Here is a 13,993-nt window from a genome sequence, read left to right on the forward strand (position 1 = left end):
TCGGGATGTCCGCGGCCTCCGCCGCCTCCGCGGAGAGGAAATGCCCTGCGCTTCGGTCATTGCCCCGGCCTTCAGCGCAGGGCTGTGACCGAAGCGCAGGGCATATGGGGGGCGCCTGCGGATCCGGGGTCTGCTCAGGGTGAACCCTGAGGACACGCACGGCGGCCGCCGCCCATAATGGGACGGTGACCATCCCCGGCAACGCCCCTCGGCGGAATCCCTACCGGGACCCCAGCGCCTACTGGCCGGACGGGGTCCCGCCCGACGCGGCCGCGTCCGGCCGCGGGCTGGACGGCCTCCTGCCGGACGGCAGCCGCCGCGGCGAGGTCGTCCGCGCTGGAGGCGGCCCGGCGTCGGCCGCCCCCGCCCCACAGCGGCGGGCATCCGAGCGGAGGCCGCCGAAGCCCGTCTCCCGGCTCGCGACCGGCCTGGGCGGGGTCGCGCTCGGTCTCGGCATCCTGGCCCTGACCCTCGGCGCCGTCCCGTGGATCGGCGCCTTCCTCGCCGCCGGCCCCCTCCTGGGCTCGGCCTTCGCCGCGTGGGGATCCTTCGCCCGCTCCAAGGTGCGGGCGGCGCGGGTGTCTGCGATGGCGGTCGCGGGGGTCGCCCTGAGCGCGCTGCACGTGCTCATGCTCTTCGTGCGCTGACCGTCTGCAGTCCGGGCCCGCTCGGTCAGTCGTCGCTGCGCGCCTCGCGCCGGCGGGCGCTGAGCAGCTCGGCCTCCGGGCGCCCGGCGACGAAGCGTTCGACGGCGTCGAGCACCTCCACCGCGTGCGCCCGGTCCGCGCTCACGAGGGCGGCGCCGATCAGCGCCCGCCGATGCAGGTCCAGGTCCCCGACCTCGGCCGCGGAGAGATCGAACCGGCGGCGCAGCTCCGCGACGATCGGCCGCACCAGGGAGCGCTTCTCCTTGAGCGAGTGCACGTCGCCGAGGAGCAGGTCGAATTCGATCCAGGCGATCCACATGCGCCCATTGTCCAGCGGGGAACACCCGCGCTGTAGGGACATGACCCCTCAACGCTGGGACATGACCCCTCAACCCTAGGGGGCCGGGGGTGGGGACGCCGGGGATGGGTACCGCGGGGAGGGCCTCAGAGGACGCCTAGGCGGGCGAGGCGCCTCCGGGCGGCGGCCTCGCTCGGCGCCATCGGGCCGAGGGCACGGCCGACGACGCCGAGCGTCGCCTTCGCGGCGCCGGCCAGCGGCAGCGGCACGGGCCCGAGCCGGGGGCGCGAGAGCCCCAGCAGCTCCAGATGCCGCGGCGGAAGCGTGTCGAGGACCGCGCCGAAGAGCAGCGCGTAGCCGGGCTTCAGGAGCGGATCGAGCGGCGGCCGCCGGATGAAGGCGACCACGTCGTCGACGCGGGGTCCGCCGGAGAGCTGCCCCGCGGCGTCGTACGCCCTGATGCGGTCGGCGAGGGCCGCCTCGGTGCGGGGCGGGTCCGCGATGCCCATGAGCTCGCCGGCCGTGGCCCACTCCGCCACGTACCGGTCGGCGCCGCCGGGAACGGGCCCGTGGAAGGCCTCGTAGCTGCGCAGGAACGCGTCGGTGAAGGCGATGTGGACCCACTCGGCCAGGGCCGGATCGTTGGCGGAGTACTGCTCATAGTCGCCGCGCGGGGACACGTAGGTGCCGGTCACCGGCTCGTGAATCCGGCGCACCCACGCGCAGGCGGCCTTCGCGGCCGCGGTGTCGCCGTACGTCACGGAGAAGATCCAGCGGATGGTCCCGGCGAGGCGGCCGAGGGGGTCCGCGCGGTAGTTGGAATGGTCCACGACGCCGGCCAGGACGCCGGGATGGAGGGCTTGGGTGAGCAGGGCCCGGATGCCCGCGGCGATCGTGGACATCGAGCCATGCACCGCCCAGACGGTGGAGTCAGGCGGGAAGAAGCCCGCGTCGTCGCCGTCCTCGAGCGCGGTCTCCCACGCCGGGACGGTCTCCGACTCGCCGGCGAAGGTCAGACGGAGGCGCTGCCGCAGCGGCCCGAGCACATCGAGGGACACCCCTCCAGAGTACGTCGCGGTACGGGTGTGCCGGGGCCCCCTCCGTAGAGGCGGAGCCGGGGCCCCGGCAGCCCGTGGCTGTACGCCGTCGGCCTACTTCGCCCAGTACACGTGGTTGGTCAGGGGGAGGAAGCCGTCCTGGTCCGAGATGCTGGCCACCTCGCCGATCAGGATGACGTGGTCCCCTGCGTCCACCCGCTGCCAGAGACGACACTCAACGCGCGGGACATCGTGGGCCACGATCGGGGAACCCAGCACGCCGGGCTCCCAGGCGAGGCCCGCGAACTTGTCCGTCCCCTTCGCCGCGAACCGCTGCACGAGGTCCCGGCGGGACTCGGACAGGATGTGCACGGCGTAGTTTTCGGTGCTGATCCAGGTCGCGAACGAGCTCGACTTCTTGTCCACCGCCCACGAGACGAGCGGCGGATCCAGGCTGATCGACGTGAACGAGTTGCTCACGAGGCCGGCGAGGGTGCCGCCGTCCGAGGTGGTGATGACGGCGATCCCCGTGGCCCAGCACCCCATGGCGCGGCGCAGGTCGGCACCGGTCACAAGGTCGAGCGGGGTCGCAGTCATGGGTTCCTCCAGCGAAACGGCCGGACGCCCGCGGTCCCGGGCGCCGTACTTGCCGCGGATGTCCACCGCGGCCGGATCCTCATCTGGGGCACCCCACTACGGGAGAGGGTTGCCGCCCGGCCAGCCAGAGCTACGCGCCGGGACTCTTGATCCTGTCTTCCACCCTACGGAAGGCGCCTCGGGGGCGTCCACCATCCGCCGCCGGAGGGGGACACAGAACGAAACATTGATGTTTGTTACGCGGTGGCCGCGCCCTCTTTTGCCCCACTTGCGCCGGGCGCGCAACAGTGAGGTGACCATCCCGAGCGGCTGAGAGACCTGGCTCCCTGACGCCGCAGCAACCATGGCCCCGCCCGCGGGACACCGGTGCTACCGCCAGGACCGATGGAGCGAGAACCATGACTTCTGTCCTCGAGACCCACACGCCTGCCTCCGCCGCGGAGGCCGCCCCGCAGACGGATCCCGGACGCATCGCGTTCTGGGAGGACGCCGCGCGGCGCCTCACATGGGAACGGGGATGGGACACCGCCCACACCTGGGTGCCCGCGGACGCCGAGGCGGACGAGCCGCCCGTGATCCGCTGGTTCGAGGGCGGGACCCTGAACGCCGCCGTGAACTGCGCCGACCGGCATGTGGCCGCCGGGCGCGGTGACAAGGTCGCCCTGCACTTCGAGGGCGAGCCCGGCGACCGCGTCACCGTCACCTACGCGGACCTGGCGCGCCGGGTCGCCCAGGCCGCGAACGCGCTGCTCGCGCTCGGCGTCGGCAAAGGCGACCGCGTGGTCATCTACCTGCCCGTGCTCGTCGAGACCGTGGTGATCACGCTCGCGTGCGCCCGGATCGGCGCGGTGCACTCGCTCGTGTTCGGCGGCTTCTCCGCCGAAGCCCTGCGCTTCCGGGTCGAGGACACCGGCGCGAAGCTGCTCGTCACCACCGATGGCCAGCACCGCCGCGGCACCGCCGTGCCGGTCAAGGACAATGCCGACGCCGCGGTGCGCGGCGGAGCGGCCGGCGGGGACAACGCCGTCGAACATGTCCTGGTGATCCGCCGGACGGGCTCCGAGATCGCGTGGACGCCGGGTCGCGACGTGTGGTGGCACGAGCTCGTCGACGCGCAGCCGGACACGCACGAGGCGGAGGCGTTCGACGCCGAGACGCCGCTGTTCATCATGTACACCTCCGGGACCACGGGGAAGCCCAAGGGCCTGGTCCACACGACCGGCGGCTACCTCACGCAGGCGTCATGGAGCCACGAGTACCTCTTCGCGAACCCGGACCCGACGCTGCGGGACGCGGACGTGCACTGGTGCACCGCGGACCTCGCCTGGGTCACGGCGCACACCTACGAGATCTACGGCCCGCTCTCCAACGGCGTCACGCAGGTGATCTTCGAGGGCACACCCAACACGCCGCACCCGGGCCGCCACTTCGAGATCATCCAGCGCTACGGCGTCACAAGCTACTACACCGCGCCCACCCTGGTGCGTTCCCTCATGGGCTGGTTCCCGGACGGGGTGCCCGCGGAGTACGACTTCTCCTCGGTCCGGGTCTGCGGCACCGTGGGCGAGGCGGTCAACCCGGAGGCGTGGCGGTGGCTGCGCTCGACGGTCGGCCGCGGCGAGGCGCCGATGGTGGACACGTGGTGGCAGTCCGAAACCGGCTCGACGGTGCTGTCGCCGCGGCAGACGGCGACGACGTTCAAGCCCGGGTGTGCCACTACGGCGCTGCCCGGCCTCGCCACGGCCATCGTGGACGACGCCGGCACCCCGGTCCCGCCGGGCGTGCAGGGGAACATCGTGGTCACCGCGACCGGTCCCGCCATGGCGCGGACGGTCTGGGGCAATCCCCAGCGGTACCTGGACTCCTACTGGCGCAAGTACGCCGCTCAGGGCTGGTTCTTGGCCGGCGACGGCGCGAAGTACGACGCCGACGGCGACACCTGGATCCTCGGCCGCACCGACGACGTCCTCAACGTCTCGGGGCACCGGCTCTCCACGATCGAGATCGAGTCGGCGCTCGTCTCGCATCCGGCCGTGGTCGAGGCGGGCGTCTGCCCCGTGGCGGATGCGGTGACGGGGCATGCGGTGGCGGCATTCGTCGTCGTCAATCCGGACGCGGCGGCGGCACTCGAGACGGACCTGGCCACGGCCCTGCGCGCGCACGTGGCGCAGGAGATCGGCCCGATCGCCAAGCCGCGCGAGATCGTCGTGGTGCCGGACGTGCCCAAGACGCGCTCGGGGAAGATCATGCGCCGCCTGCTCACGCAGCTGTTCGAGGGCACCCCGCTCGGGGACACGACGAGCCTGCAGAACGAGCCGTGCATCGCCGAGATCGCCAAGGTCCTCGCCGCCCGGTGAGCGCGCATCGGGGTCGCCAGAGACCCCGCAAGGCGATGCCAGAGACCCCGCAACCATTCAGATGGGTTGAGGGGTCTCTGGCGCGGTGTTGAGGGGTCTGTGGCGTCCCCGGATCAGACCGCGGCGGCCTCGAGCTCGCCGGCGCGGACCTTCGCGAACGCGGCGGTCCAGGAGACGAGCTGATCGAGCATGGGGTCCACCGATGCAGCCTGCAGATCCGTCGGCTTGAACACCGAGAAGTCCTCGAAGTCGCTGAAGAGGGAGAACATCCCGGTCTTCTGGACGTGCGCGACCTGCAGCTCGGACAGCACCCCACGCAAGTGCTCGACCGCCCTCGCGCCCATCGCCGAGCCATAGCCGACGATGCCCGCGGCCTTGTTGGCCCACTCGGCGTTGAGGAACGACAGCGCGTTCGCAAGGGCCGGCGCGGTCGAGTGGTTGTACTCGGGCGTGACGAAAACGTAGCCGTCGAACTCGGCGATCTTCGCGGCCCAGGCCTTCGTGTGCTCACCCTGGTAGTTGCCGTACGCGGCGGGATAGGCCTCGTCGAGCAGCGGCAGGCTGGAGTCGGCGATGTCCACGAGCTCGAAGGAGGCGTCGCCGCGCTGGTTCGCGCGCGCAACGAGCCACTCCGCCACCTGCCGGTTGTTGCGGCCCGGGCGGGTGCTGCCGGTCACCACGGCGATGCGCGGGTCGCCCGCACCCACGACAGCGGCGGGCCCCTCCGCGGCACCGGTCGTCGGCGTGGTGGACGGGGCAGTGGTGGACGGGGCAGCGGCGGACGGGTCCGACGCCGCGACCTGGGCGCGGTGGGCTGCGGACGAGTCGGTCTTGCCGAAGAGCTTCTTGAGCCAGGACATGGTGCCTCACAGGATCATTGGTTGATATTTCAATGAAACTGTAGCCCGTCGACAGTTGACGCGTCAACATCCTTCGGACGCTCGCCCCGGATGCGCCGACGCACCTCACATCAGGCGGCCCGGGATCACCCCCGCTCGCGTCATCGTGGCCGAATCCTCCTCGCGGCGCTCCCGCAGCCGCGCGTCGATCTCCGCGGCCGCCCGTGCCTGCCGCAGGACCCACGCCCAGCCGGCATGGAGGGCCCGGGCGAGGGCCCCGACGTCGGGCAGCCCCAGCAGGTCCCCTGAGGTGTGCGGCAGGGAGGTCGGCGGGACCAGGTCGCGGGCCGTCAGCTCCCGCGGCGCCGCCGCCGGAAGCCCGGCGGACGACGGCGGGTTCGCGGCCGCCGTCGTGCGCGGTCCCGCGGTTGCGGGGACCTCGTGCGGGATGCGCACGGGCCTGCGCCCGGCGGGCCGGAGGGGGTGGGCGAGCCGCTCGCTGACGTGCGAGTCGGGGTGGTCCGCGGCGTCGCCCCTGCGGGCGCCGAGGGCGTGGGCGTCGGGGATCCGGGCGGCCGAGCCATGGTCGGAGGAGGAGGGTGCGGTGCTGGTCTTCGTTGCCATGTCCAGAAGTCTGCGGGGCCCGGGCCGGGGGCGAAACGATTCGGTCCTCACCGAATCCTCGACCGCCGTGGGCGCCGAAACCTACGCTGATCCCATGCTGATCACGCTCACGAGCGAGGACCTCACGAAGGTCCACTTCCAGGCGTCCCCGCTGTGGGAGACCGTGACGAGCCTGCGCGCCCTGCAGGCCGGGACGCCGCTGCACCGGCCCTGGATCACGGAGGCGCGCCAGCGCATCTCGGCGAGCGCGGACCCGCTGTCCCGCGAGCACCTGCGCGTCCTCACGACCCTCGTGCAGCCCAAGGGCTTCATCGCCGATTCCCTGACCCCCACCCCGACGCGCGCGGACACGTTCGCCGAAGCCCTGGATGCGGTCGCCGAGGTGCCCGCCGAGCTGTGGGCCCGCGACTTCGACAGCCTCGAGAAGTGCCAGCTCGCCGGCTACATGCGGGCCACCCTCACCGAGCTGCGGGCCGACCTCGCGGGGTCGGTGCCCCGCATCGTGGCGGCGCTGCGCTGGTACTGGACCACCGCCCTCGAGCCCTACTGGCCCCGGCTGCGCTCGGTGCTGCTCGCGGACATCGACTCCCGCCTGGACGACCTCTCGCACTACGGCATCCAGGAGGTGTTCAAGACGCTGCACCCGAGCGTGCGGCCCACCCCGACGGGCCTCGAGATCATGCGCGGGTGCGAGGCGACGGATCGGCCCACGCCGGGCAGCGGCCTGATCCTGGTGCCCAACGCGTTCGTGTGGCCCAACACGCTCGTGCTCAACATCGCCCCGTTCGTCCCCACGATCACGTACGCCCCGCGGGGCGTCGGGCGGCTGTGGGAGGCCACGCGGGAGACGCGCGAATCCCCCGTCTCGCGGCTGCTCGGGCGCACGCGCGCACAGATCCTCGCGCAGCTGGACGTGCCGATGACGACGACGCAGCTCGCCTGCGCGCTCGACCTCGCCGCCGGGACGGTCAACGCTCACCTCAAGGTGCTCGCCGAGTCCGGACTGACCGAGCCGGTGCGCGCCGGGCGCGAGGTCTTCTACCAGCGCGGGCGGGTGGGCGAGGAGCTCCTCGCCCGGGCGTAGCACCGTTGAGGGGTCCATGGCACACCGTTGAGGGGTCTCTGGCAGGCACGGCGGAGAGACTCCACAAGCCCCGCCAGAGACCCCACAAGCCCCCGCCAGAGACCCCTCAGGAGGTGGGGGGGTGAGAGGGGTCAGCCGACGCGCGCCTCGCCGATGCTGTGCAGGGCCACGGGCGAGGTCCCGTTGACGAACCAGTCCCCGAGCCCGCGGGCCTTGAAGGCCACCGGGTTGTGCGTCGCGACGGTGCGGGCATTGCGCCAGTGCCGATCGAGCGCCTTGCCCCGGGACACCGCCGAGGCGCCCGCGGTGTCGAAGAGCTGCTGCGCGGCGTCGATCACGAGCGGCGGCACGGCCACCTGGGCGAGGTCGACGGCGACAGCTCCCCGCGCGTAGCGGTCCTCGGCAGGGGCATCGGGGCCGAGGGCGAGGGCGGCGTCGAGCTCGCGGGCCGCGGTTAGCACCGAGGACTCCGCGGCGAACGACTTCGCGGCAAGCTGCCCCACGAGGTTCAGGATGAGCGGATCCTCGCGGAACAGCTGCCCGGACCCAGTCGAGAACGTCCGGGTCCGCTTCGCCACGAGGGCCGACGCGTCGCGCACCACGGCCTTGCCGATCCCGGCGAGCACCGACAGGAGCATGAGCTGGAGGAACGCCGGCTCATGGGTCGTCGACTCGGTGCGCGGCACCACGTCCTCGGCCGGGACGGGAACGTCGCGGAACACGGCCGTTCCGGTGCCCGTCATCTGCTGGCCGAACCCGTCCCAGTCGTCGCGGATCTCCACGCCCGGGTGCCCGGTCGGCGCGACCGCGTACACCCGCGAAGCAGACCCCTCGGGGGAGGCCATGACGGCCACGAAGTCGGCGAAGGTCGTGCCGGTCGTGTAGTACTTCTCGCCGGTGAGGAGCCAGCCGCCGGGCGCCGGGACGAGCCGGGTGGCGACGGTGCCGAGGGCGTTCCCGGACCGCTCGGTCGCCGCATTGCCGAAGATGGCGCCCTCGACGACGCGCCCGAACCACCGCGCCCGGAACGCCTCGCCCTGCAGCGCGATCGTCTCGGTGAACGCGAAGTGCGAGCGCAGGAGATGGCCTACGGAGGAGTCCGCCGCGGAGAGGTCGACGAGCAGGCGGACGAGGGTCTCGACGGACACGCCGAAGCCGCCGTACTCGGCCGGCACCCGCAGTCGCCCGAACCCGGCCTCCCTGAGCCAGCCGATCTGCTCGAACGGCAGGGTCCTGGCCAGCTCGCGGTCGAGCGCGCCGTCCTCGATCCGCGCGAAGACCGGTGCGAAGCGCTCGGCGAGTTCCGCGTACGGGACCGAACCGCCCGCCGTCGTGCGTCCCATCAGTGCATTCCCCTCTCCGGCGGGCCGACCGGCGGGCGCGCCACCGAACAGTATTCGGCGAGGCGCGGGCCATCGCGAGTGTGACGAAATAATTTGCATCGTTACGCCTCCTCTGGCGACAATCGGAAGGACCATCCCGAGCGGCCGAGAGATCTGGATCTGTGACGCCGCAGCAACCCTGGCCCCGACGTCGGACGACGGCGGCGGAGCCAAAGGTGCTACTGCCAGAAGCGATGGTGAGTGCTATGGAGCCTCGGCCCGAGCCCCACGTCGCGCCTGCACGTAAGGAGCGCACTATGTCCTTGTCTGGGATCGACCTCGAGACCCCGCTGAAGTTCGCCTACTGGGTCCCCAACGTCTCCGGCGGCCTCGTCGTCTCGACCATCGAGCAGCGGACCAACTGGGAGTTCGAGTACAACCGGAAGCTCGCCCGCATCGCGGAGGACTCGGGCTTCGAGTACGCCCTGACGCAGACCCGCTACGCGGCGAGCTACGGCGCGGACAAGCAGCACGAGGCCACCTCGTTCAGCCTCGCACTGCTCATGGCCACCGAGCGGCTCAAGGTCATCTCGGCGGTGCACCCGGGCATGTGGCACCCGGGCGTGCTCGCGAAGTTCATCATCACCGCGGACCACCTCTCCGGCGGCCGCGCGGCCGTGAACGTGGTCTCCGGCTGGCTCAAGGACGAGTTCGTGAACTTCGGCCTCGAGTGGCTCGAGCACGACGAGCGCTACGTCCGCACCGAGGAGTTCATCAACGCCCTCCGCGGCCTGTGGACGCAGAAGGACTACTCGCAGTCGGGCAAGTACTACAACATCTCCGACTTCACGCTGAACCCGGCCCCGGTGGACGTCCCGGGCCGCCCGCACCCGGAGATCTTCTTCGGCGGCAACTCGACGGCCGCGCAGGCCGCCGCCGGCCGCACCGCCGACTGGTACTTCTCCAACGGCCGCGACATCGAGGGCTTCAAGGAGAACATCGCGGGCGTCCTGGCCGCCGCCAGGGACGGCCGCACCGCCCCGGCCGCGCCCCGGTTCGGCCTCAACGGCTTCGTGATCGCCCGCGACACGGAGAAGGAGGCCCAGGACACGCTCCGCGAGATCATCGCCAAGGCCCACCGCCCGGCCGTGGAGGGCTTCGCCGCCGCCGTCAAGGAGGCCGGCCAGTCCACCAAGGACGGCAAGGGCATGTGGGAGGACTCCACGTTCGAGGACCTCGTCCAGTACAACGACGGCTTCCGCACCAAGCTCATCGGTACCCCGGAGCAGATCGCCGAGCGGATCGTCGAGTACAAGAAGATCGGCGTGAACCTGTTCCTCACCGGCTACCTGCACTTCCAGGAGGAGCTCGAGGCGTTCGGCCGCGACGTCCTGCCGATCGTGCGCGAGCTCGAGGCGGACCTCGCCCGGGCGAACGGCACCGAGCTGCGCACCGATCTGCTCCCCGTCACGAAGTACGACGGCGCCGGCCGCCACCGCGCGGACCTCGCCGGGGCGGACCTCGCCGAGGCGAGCGCCTGATGGCGGAGCGCCAGTTCGGGTTCCGCACCCGCGCCCTGCACGCCGGCGGGACGCCCGACGCCGAGCACGGCGCCCGGGCGGTGCCGATCTACCAGTCGACCTCGTTCGTGTTCAAGGACTCGGACGACGCCGCCAACCTGTTCGCGCTGCAGAAGTACGGCAACATCTACTCCCGCATCGGCAACCCGACCGTCGCGGCGTTCGAGGAGCGCATCGCCTCGCTCGAGGGCGGCATCGGCGCGGTCGCGACGTCGTCCGGCATGGCCGCGGAGTTCATCACGTTCGCCGCGCTCACCCAGGCCGGGGACCACATCGTCGCCTCCTCCAAGCTCTACGGCGGCACGATCACCCAGCTCGACGTGACGCTGCGCCGCTTCGGGGTCGAGACCACGTTCGTGGACTCGACCGATCCGGCCGCCTTCGAGGCGGCCCTGCGCGAGAACACCAAGGCCGTGTACACCGAGGTGGTGGCCAACCCCTCCGGTGACATCGCCGACCTGGCAGGCCTCGCCGCCGTCGCCCATGAGCACGGCGTGCCGCTCGTGGTCGACTCGACGCTGACCCCGCCGTATATCCTGCGGCCCATCGAGCACGGGGCGGACATCGTGATCCACTCGGCCACGAAGTTCCTCGGCGGCCACGGCACCACGCTCGGCGGCGTGGTGGTCGAGTCCGGCACGTTCGACTGGGGCAACGGGAAGTTCCCGTCCATGACCGAGCCGGTCCCGAGCTACGGCAACGTCTCGTGGTGGGGCAACTTCGGCGAGTACGGGTTCCTCACCAAGCTGCGCTCCGAGCAGCTGCGCGACATCGGCCCGTCCCTGTCCGCGCAGTCCGCGTTCCAGCTCCTGCAGGGCGTCGAGACGCTCCCGCAGCGCATGGACGCGCACCTCGCCAACGCCCGGCGCGTCGCCGAGTGGCTCGAGGCCGACCCGCGCGTGACGTACGTGAACTACGCGGGCCTGCCCTCGCACCCGCAGCACGAGTACGCGAAGGAGCTCCTCCCGCTCGGCGTGGGCTCCGTGTTCAGCTTCGGCGTGAAGGGCGGCCGCGAGGCCGGCGCCCGGTTCATCGAGGCCCTCCAGCTCGCCTCGCACCTGGCCAACATCGGCGATGCGCGCACCCTCGTGCTGCACCCGGGGTCGACGACGCACCAGCAGCTCTCCGCGGACCAGCTGGTCGCGGCGGGCGTCCCCGCGGACCTCATCCGCCTCTCCGTGGGGCTCGAGGACGTCGAGGACATCATCTGGGACCTCGACCAGGCATTGGCTGCAAGCCAGACAGAGCCGCAGGAGATCCAGGACCTGGAGCAGGAGTTTGCGGCGCCGACGTACGACGGCGAGGCATGCGCCCTGCCCGTGAAGGGAGCGAACAAGTGAGTGCCGTTGCCGAGCGCACCTGGGTCGGGCCCTCCGCCCCCGAGCGGCTGAGGATCCTGCGGGAGACGAAGGTCATCGCGATCGTCGGGGCCTCGGACAAGCCGAGCCGCGCGAGCTACTTCGTCGCGACGTACCTGCTCTCCTCCACGAAGTACCGCGTGTACTTCGTGAATCCGGTGGTGAAGACCATCCTGGGGCAGCCGGTCTACCCCTCGCTCGCGGACCTGCCCGAGACGCCGGACCTCGTCGAGGTGTTCCGCAGGCACGACGACCTCCCCGGCGTGCTCGAGGAGGCCAAGTCGGTCGGCGCCAAGACCATCTGGCTCCAGCTCGGATCCTGGCACGAGGGGGTCGCCGCGGACGCCGAGGCCGCGGGCCTGAACGTGGTGATGGACCGCTGCGTGAAGATCGAGCATGCGCGCTTCCACGGCGGCCTGCACCTCGCGGGCTTCAACACGGGGGTCATCTCGAGCAAGCGCCAAGTCCTCCCCTAGCCGTTTCGGGTACGCATCTCGTCGCGGTTCCGCCGTTTCAGGTACGCATCTCGTCGCGATTCCGCCGTTTCAGGTACAACACCGGCCGGCCGCCTTCCCCATCGGAGGCGGCCGGCCGGCGTCGTCTGACTCCTCAACGTCGCGGAGGTGACTCCCCAACGGGAGCGACGGCAGGGGCGGAGGGAACTGGACGATCCGCACAGCGGCGACCCCCCGGCGTCGTACTTAAGTACAGTGATCTGCGCCACCAAAGAGGGCAAGATGGTGCCATGACTAGCAGTGAGCCCGGATACCGTGTCCTGAATCCCGCCACCGGCGAGGTCGTCGAGACGTTCCCCACCGCGACGGACGCCGACGTCGAGTCCGCCCTCGCCTCCGCCCAGAGCGCCTTCGAGTCCTGGCGCGAGACTCCCATCGAGACGCGCGCCAAGGTCGTGGCGCGCATCGCCGAGCTGTTCACCGAGCGCGCCGACGAGCTCGCCGCGATCATCACCGAGGAGATGGGCAAGCCGCTCGCCCAGTCCAAGGGCGAGGCCGAATTCTGCACCGACATCTTCAACTACTTCGCCACCGAGGGCCCCACCCTCGCCGCCGATCAGGAGATCAAGACCTTCTCCGGCGGCCGGGCCGTGGTGCAGAAGCTCCCCGTGGGCCCGCTCCTGGGCATCATGCCGTGGAACTACCCGTACTACCAGGTGGCCCGGTTCGCCGCGCCGAACCTCATGCTCGGCAACACGATCATCCTCAAGCACGCCGAGTCGTGCCCCCGCTCGGCCCTCGCGATCCAGCGGATCATGGATGACGCGGGCGTGCCCCGGGGCGCCTACGTGAACCTGTTCGCCTCGCACGCGCAGATCGCGGACATCATCGCCGACCCCCGCCTCCAGGGCGTCTCGCTCACCGGCTCCGAGCGGGCTGGCGCGGTCATCGGCGAGCTCGCGGGCAAGAACCTCAAGAAGGCCGTCCTCGAGCTCGGCGGCTCCGACCCGTTCGTCGTCCTCGATGCCGCGGACGTCGCCGCGGTCGCCGACACCGCGTGGGACACCCGCATGGAGAACACGGGCCAGGCCTGCAACTCCAACAAGCGCATGATCGTCATGGAGGACATCTTCGATGACTTCGTGGCCCAGCTGACGTCCCGCGCGCGGGCCCTCGCCCCGGGCGACCCCGCTGCCGACGCCGAGAACACCTACGCACCGCTGTCCTCCCGCGCCGCTGCCGAGGGCCTCGCCGCCCAGGTGCAGGACGCCGTGGACAAGGGGGCAACGCTCCACGCGGGCGGAGTGCTCGGCGAGGGCGACGCCGCCTACTACTCCCCTGCCGTCCTCACCGGCGTCACGCCCGGGATGCGCGCGTACCACGAGGAGCTGTTCGGCCCGGTCGCAGTCGTGTACAAGGTCGGCAGCGATGAGGAGGCCCTCCGCCTCGCCAACGACACCCCGTACGGCCTCGGCGGCGCGGTCTTCTCGACCGACACGGCCCGCGCCGAGAAGGTCGCCTCGCGTCTCGAGAGCGGCATGTCCAACGTCAACACCCCGGCGGCCGAGGGTGCGGAGATGCCGTTCGGCGGGGTGAAGCGCTCGGGCTTCGGCCGCGAGCTCGGCCCCCTCGGGATGGACGAGTTCGTCAACAAGCGCCTCTACTACGTCGCCGACTGACCCACGGGACGTGACCCTCAGGAGGTGACCTTCAGGAGGTGACTCCCAGACGGAGTACGACGGCGGCCCGGTCGCCTTCCGCGCGGAAGGTGCCGGGCCGCCGTCGTACTGAGGGG

The 13,993-nt window shown here is 71.5% G+C and carries 13 protein-coding genes and 3 riboswitches; of the genes, 7 read left to right on the forward strand and 6 right to left on the reverse strand.

Features of this window, described 5'->3' with window-relative positions; all coding sequences use genetic code 11:
• Nucleotides 1-185: 185 nt before the first annotated feature.
• Nucleotides 186-647, forward strand: coding sequence for a hypothetical protein (locus tag ACYVKZ_RS07415; protein WP_460991456.1), 462 nt, complete (start codon nucleotides 186-188; stop codon nucleotides 645-647).
• Nucleotides 648-672: 25 nt separating this feature from the next.
• On the opposite strand, the gene ACYVKZ_RS07420 is transcribed toward ACYVKZ_RS07415, so the two are convergent.
• The 3 genes from ACYVKZ_RS07420 to ACYVKZ_RS07430 form a co-directional block, all read right to left on the reverse strand.
• On the reverse strand, nucleotides 673-966 hold the full coding sequence (locus tag ACYVKZ_RS07420; protein WP_460991458.1) for a DUF503 domain-containing protein: 294 nt from the start codon (nucleotides 964-966) through the stop codon (nucleotides 673-675).
• A 125-nt stretch (nucleotides 967-1,091) separates the two neighbouring features.
• The gene (locus ACYVKZ_RS07425) at nucleotides 1,092-2,003 is read right to left on the reverse strand and encodes an oxygenase MpaB family protein (protein WP_460991460.1); all 912 of its coding nucleotides are present in this window, start codon (nucleotides 2,001-2,003) and stop codon (nucleotides 1,092-1,094) included.
• 93 nt (nucleotides 2,004-2,096) lie between these two features.
• Nucleotides 2,097-2,579, reverse strand: coding sequence for a flavin reductase family protein (locus tag ACYVKZ_RS07430; RefSeq protein ID WP_460991462.1), 483 nt, complete (start codon nucleotides 2,577-2,579; stop codon nucleotides 2,097-2,099).
• 40 nt (nucleotides 2,580-2,619) lie between these two features.
• Nucleotides 2,620-2,731, reverse strand: a riboswitch (SAM riboswitch).
• A 141-nt stretch (nucleotides 2,732-2,872) separates the two neighbouring features.
• Nucleotides 2,873-2,970, forward strand: a riboswitch (SAM riboswitch).
• Nucleotides 2,971-2,977: 7 nt separating this feature from the next.
• On the opposite strand from ACYVKZ_RS07430, the gene acs reads away from it, so the two are divergent.
• Nucleotides 2,978-4,936 (forward strand): acetate--CoA ligase, encoded by a 1,959-nt coding sequence (gene acs / locus ACYVKZ_RS07435; protein ID WP_460991464.1) that lies wholly within the window; start codon nucleotides 2,978-2,980, stop codon nucleotides 4,934-4,936.
• Nucleotides 4,937-5,049: 113 nt separating this feature from the next.
• Here acs and ACYVKZ_RS07440 read toward each other — a convergent pair whose 3' ends face one another.
• Nucleotides 5,050-5,796: an NADPH-dependent FMN reductase gene (locus ACYVKZ_RS07440; RefSeq protein ID WP_460991466.1), complete on the reverse strand. Its 747-nt coding sequence runs from the start codon at nucleotides 5,794-5,796 to the stop codon at nucleotides 5,050-5,052.
• Between the two features lie 105 nt (nucleotides 5,797-5,901).
• Nucleotides 5,902-6,399 carry a hypothetical protein gene (locus ACYVKZ_RS07445; RefSeq protein WP_460991467.1) on the reverse strand — a complete coding sequence of 166 codons (498 nt, stop codon included), beginning with the start codon at nucleotides 6,397-6,399 and terminating at the stop codon, nucleotides 5,902-5,904.
• A 94-nt stretch (nucleotides 6,400-6,493) separates the two neighbouring features.
• Between ACYVKZ_RS07445 and ACYVKZ_RS07450 the strand changes: the two genes are divergently transcribed.
• Complete coding sequence (locus ACYVKZ_RS07450; RefSeq protein ID WP_460991469.1) at nucleotides 6,494-7,483, forward strand: ArsR/SmtB family transcription factor; 990 nt, start codon at nucleotides 6,494-6,496, stop codon at nucleotides 7,481-7,483.
• A gap of 131 nt (nucleotides 7,484-7,614) precedes the next feature.
• Here the strand turns inward: ACYVKZ_RS07450 and ACYVKZ_RS07455 are convergent, their stop codons facing one another.
• Nucleotides 7,615-8,826 carry an acyl-CoA dehydrogenase family protein gene (locus tag ACYVKZ_RS07455; protein WP_460991471.1) on the reverse strand — a complete coding sequence of 404 codons (1,212 nt, stop codon included), beginning with the start codon at nucleotides 8,824-8,826 and terminating at the stop codon, nucleotides 7,615-7,617.
• 128 nt (nucleotides 8,827-8,954) lie between these two features.
• Nucleotides 8,955-9,066, forward strand: a riboswitch (SAM riboswitch).
• Nucleotides 9,067-9,122: 56 nt separating this feature from the next.
• Between ACYVKZ_RS07455 and sfnG the strand changes: the two genes are divergently transcribed.
• The 4 genes from sfnG (at nucleotide 9,123) to ACYVKZ_RS07475 (ending at nucleotide 13,877) form a co-directional block, all read left to right on the forward strand.
• Nucleotides 9,123-10,346, forward strand: coding sequence for a dimethylsulfone monooxygenase SfnG (gene sfnG / locus ACYVKZ_RS07460; RefSeq protein WP_460991473.1), 1,224 nt, complete (start codon nucleotides 9,123-9,125; stop codon nucleotides 10,344-10,346).
• The gene (locus tag ACYVKZ_RS07465) at nucleotides 10,346-11,725 is read left to right on the forward strand and encodes an O-acetylhomoserine aminocarboxypropyltransferase/cysteine synthase family protein (RefSeq protein ID WP_460991475.1); all 1,380 of its coding nucleotides are present in this window, start codon (nucleotides 10,346-10,348) and stop codon (nucleotides 11,723-11,725) included. The genes sfnG and ACYVKZ_RS07465 overlap by 1 nt, the downstream gene beginning before the upstream one ends.
• Nucleotides 11,722-12,219, forward strand: a complete 498-nt coding sequence (locus ACYVKZ_RS07470) for a CoA-binding protein (protein WP_460991477.1) — start codon at nucleotides 11,722-11,724, stop codon at nucleotides 12,217-12,219. The genes ACYVKZ_RS07465 and ACYVKZ_RS07470 overlap by 4 nt, the downstream gene beginning before the upstream one ends.
• 269 nt (nucleotides 12,220-12,488) lie before the next feature.
• Entirely contained in the window at nucleotides 12,489-13,877 is a 1,389-nt protein-coding gene (locus ACYVKZ_RS07475; RefSeq protein ID WP_460991479.1) for an NAD-dependent succinate-semialdehyde dehydrogenase, read from the forward strand.
• The last annotated feature ends 116 nt before the right edge of the window (nucleotides 13,878-13,993 follow it).

The sequence above is a fragment of the Sinomonas soli genome, from assembly GCF_054782415.1.

What these genes read in the sequence shown, in the direction of transcription:
- ACYVKZ_RS07430 (WP_460991462.1), bottom strand. Translation starts at nt 2,579, where the DNA reads ATGACTGCGACCCCGCTCGACCTTGTGACCGGTGCCGACCTGCGCCGC.
- ACYVKZ_RS07455 (WP_460991471.1), bottom strand. Translation starts at nt 8,826, where the DNA reads ATGGGACGCACGACGGCGGGCGGTTCGGTCCCGTACGCGGAACTCGCC.
- ACYVKZ_RS07475 (WP_460991479.1), top strand. Translation starts at nt 12,489, where the DNA reads ATGACTAGCAGTGAGCCCGGATACCGTGTCCTGAATCCCGCCACCGGC.
- ACYVKZ_RS07420 (WP_460991458.1), bottom strand. Translation starts at nt 966, where the DNA reads ATGTGGATCGCCTGGATCGAATTCGACCTGCTCCTCGGCGACGTGCAC.
- sfnG (WP_460991473.1), top strand. Translation starts at nt 9,123, where the DNA reads ATGTCCTTGTCTGGGATCGACCTCGAGACCCCGCTGAAGTTCGCCTAC.
- ACYVKZ_RS07465 (WP_460991475.1), top strand. Translation starts at nt 10,346, where the DNA reads ATGGCGGAGCGCCAGTTCGGGTTCCGCACCCGCGCCCTGCACGCCGGC.
- acs (WP_460991464.1), top strand. Translation starts at nt 2,978, where the DNA reads ATGACTTCTGTCCTCGAGACCCACACGCCTGCCTCCGCCGCGGAGGCC.
- ACYVKZ_RS07450 (WP_460991469.1), top strand. Translation starts at nt 6,494, where the DNA reads ATGCTGATCACGCTCACGAGCGAGGACCTCACGAAGGTCCACTTCCAG.
- ACYVKZ_RS07440 (WP_460991466.1), bottom strand. Translation starts at nt 5,796, where the DNA reads ATGTCCTGGCTCAAGAAGCTCTTCGGCAAGACCGACTCGTCCGCAGCC.
- ACYVKZ_RS07445 (WP_460991467.1), bottom strand. Translation starts at nt 6,399, where the DNA reads ATGGCAACGAAGACCAGCACCGCACCCTCCTCCTCCGACCATGGCTCG.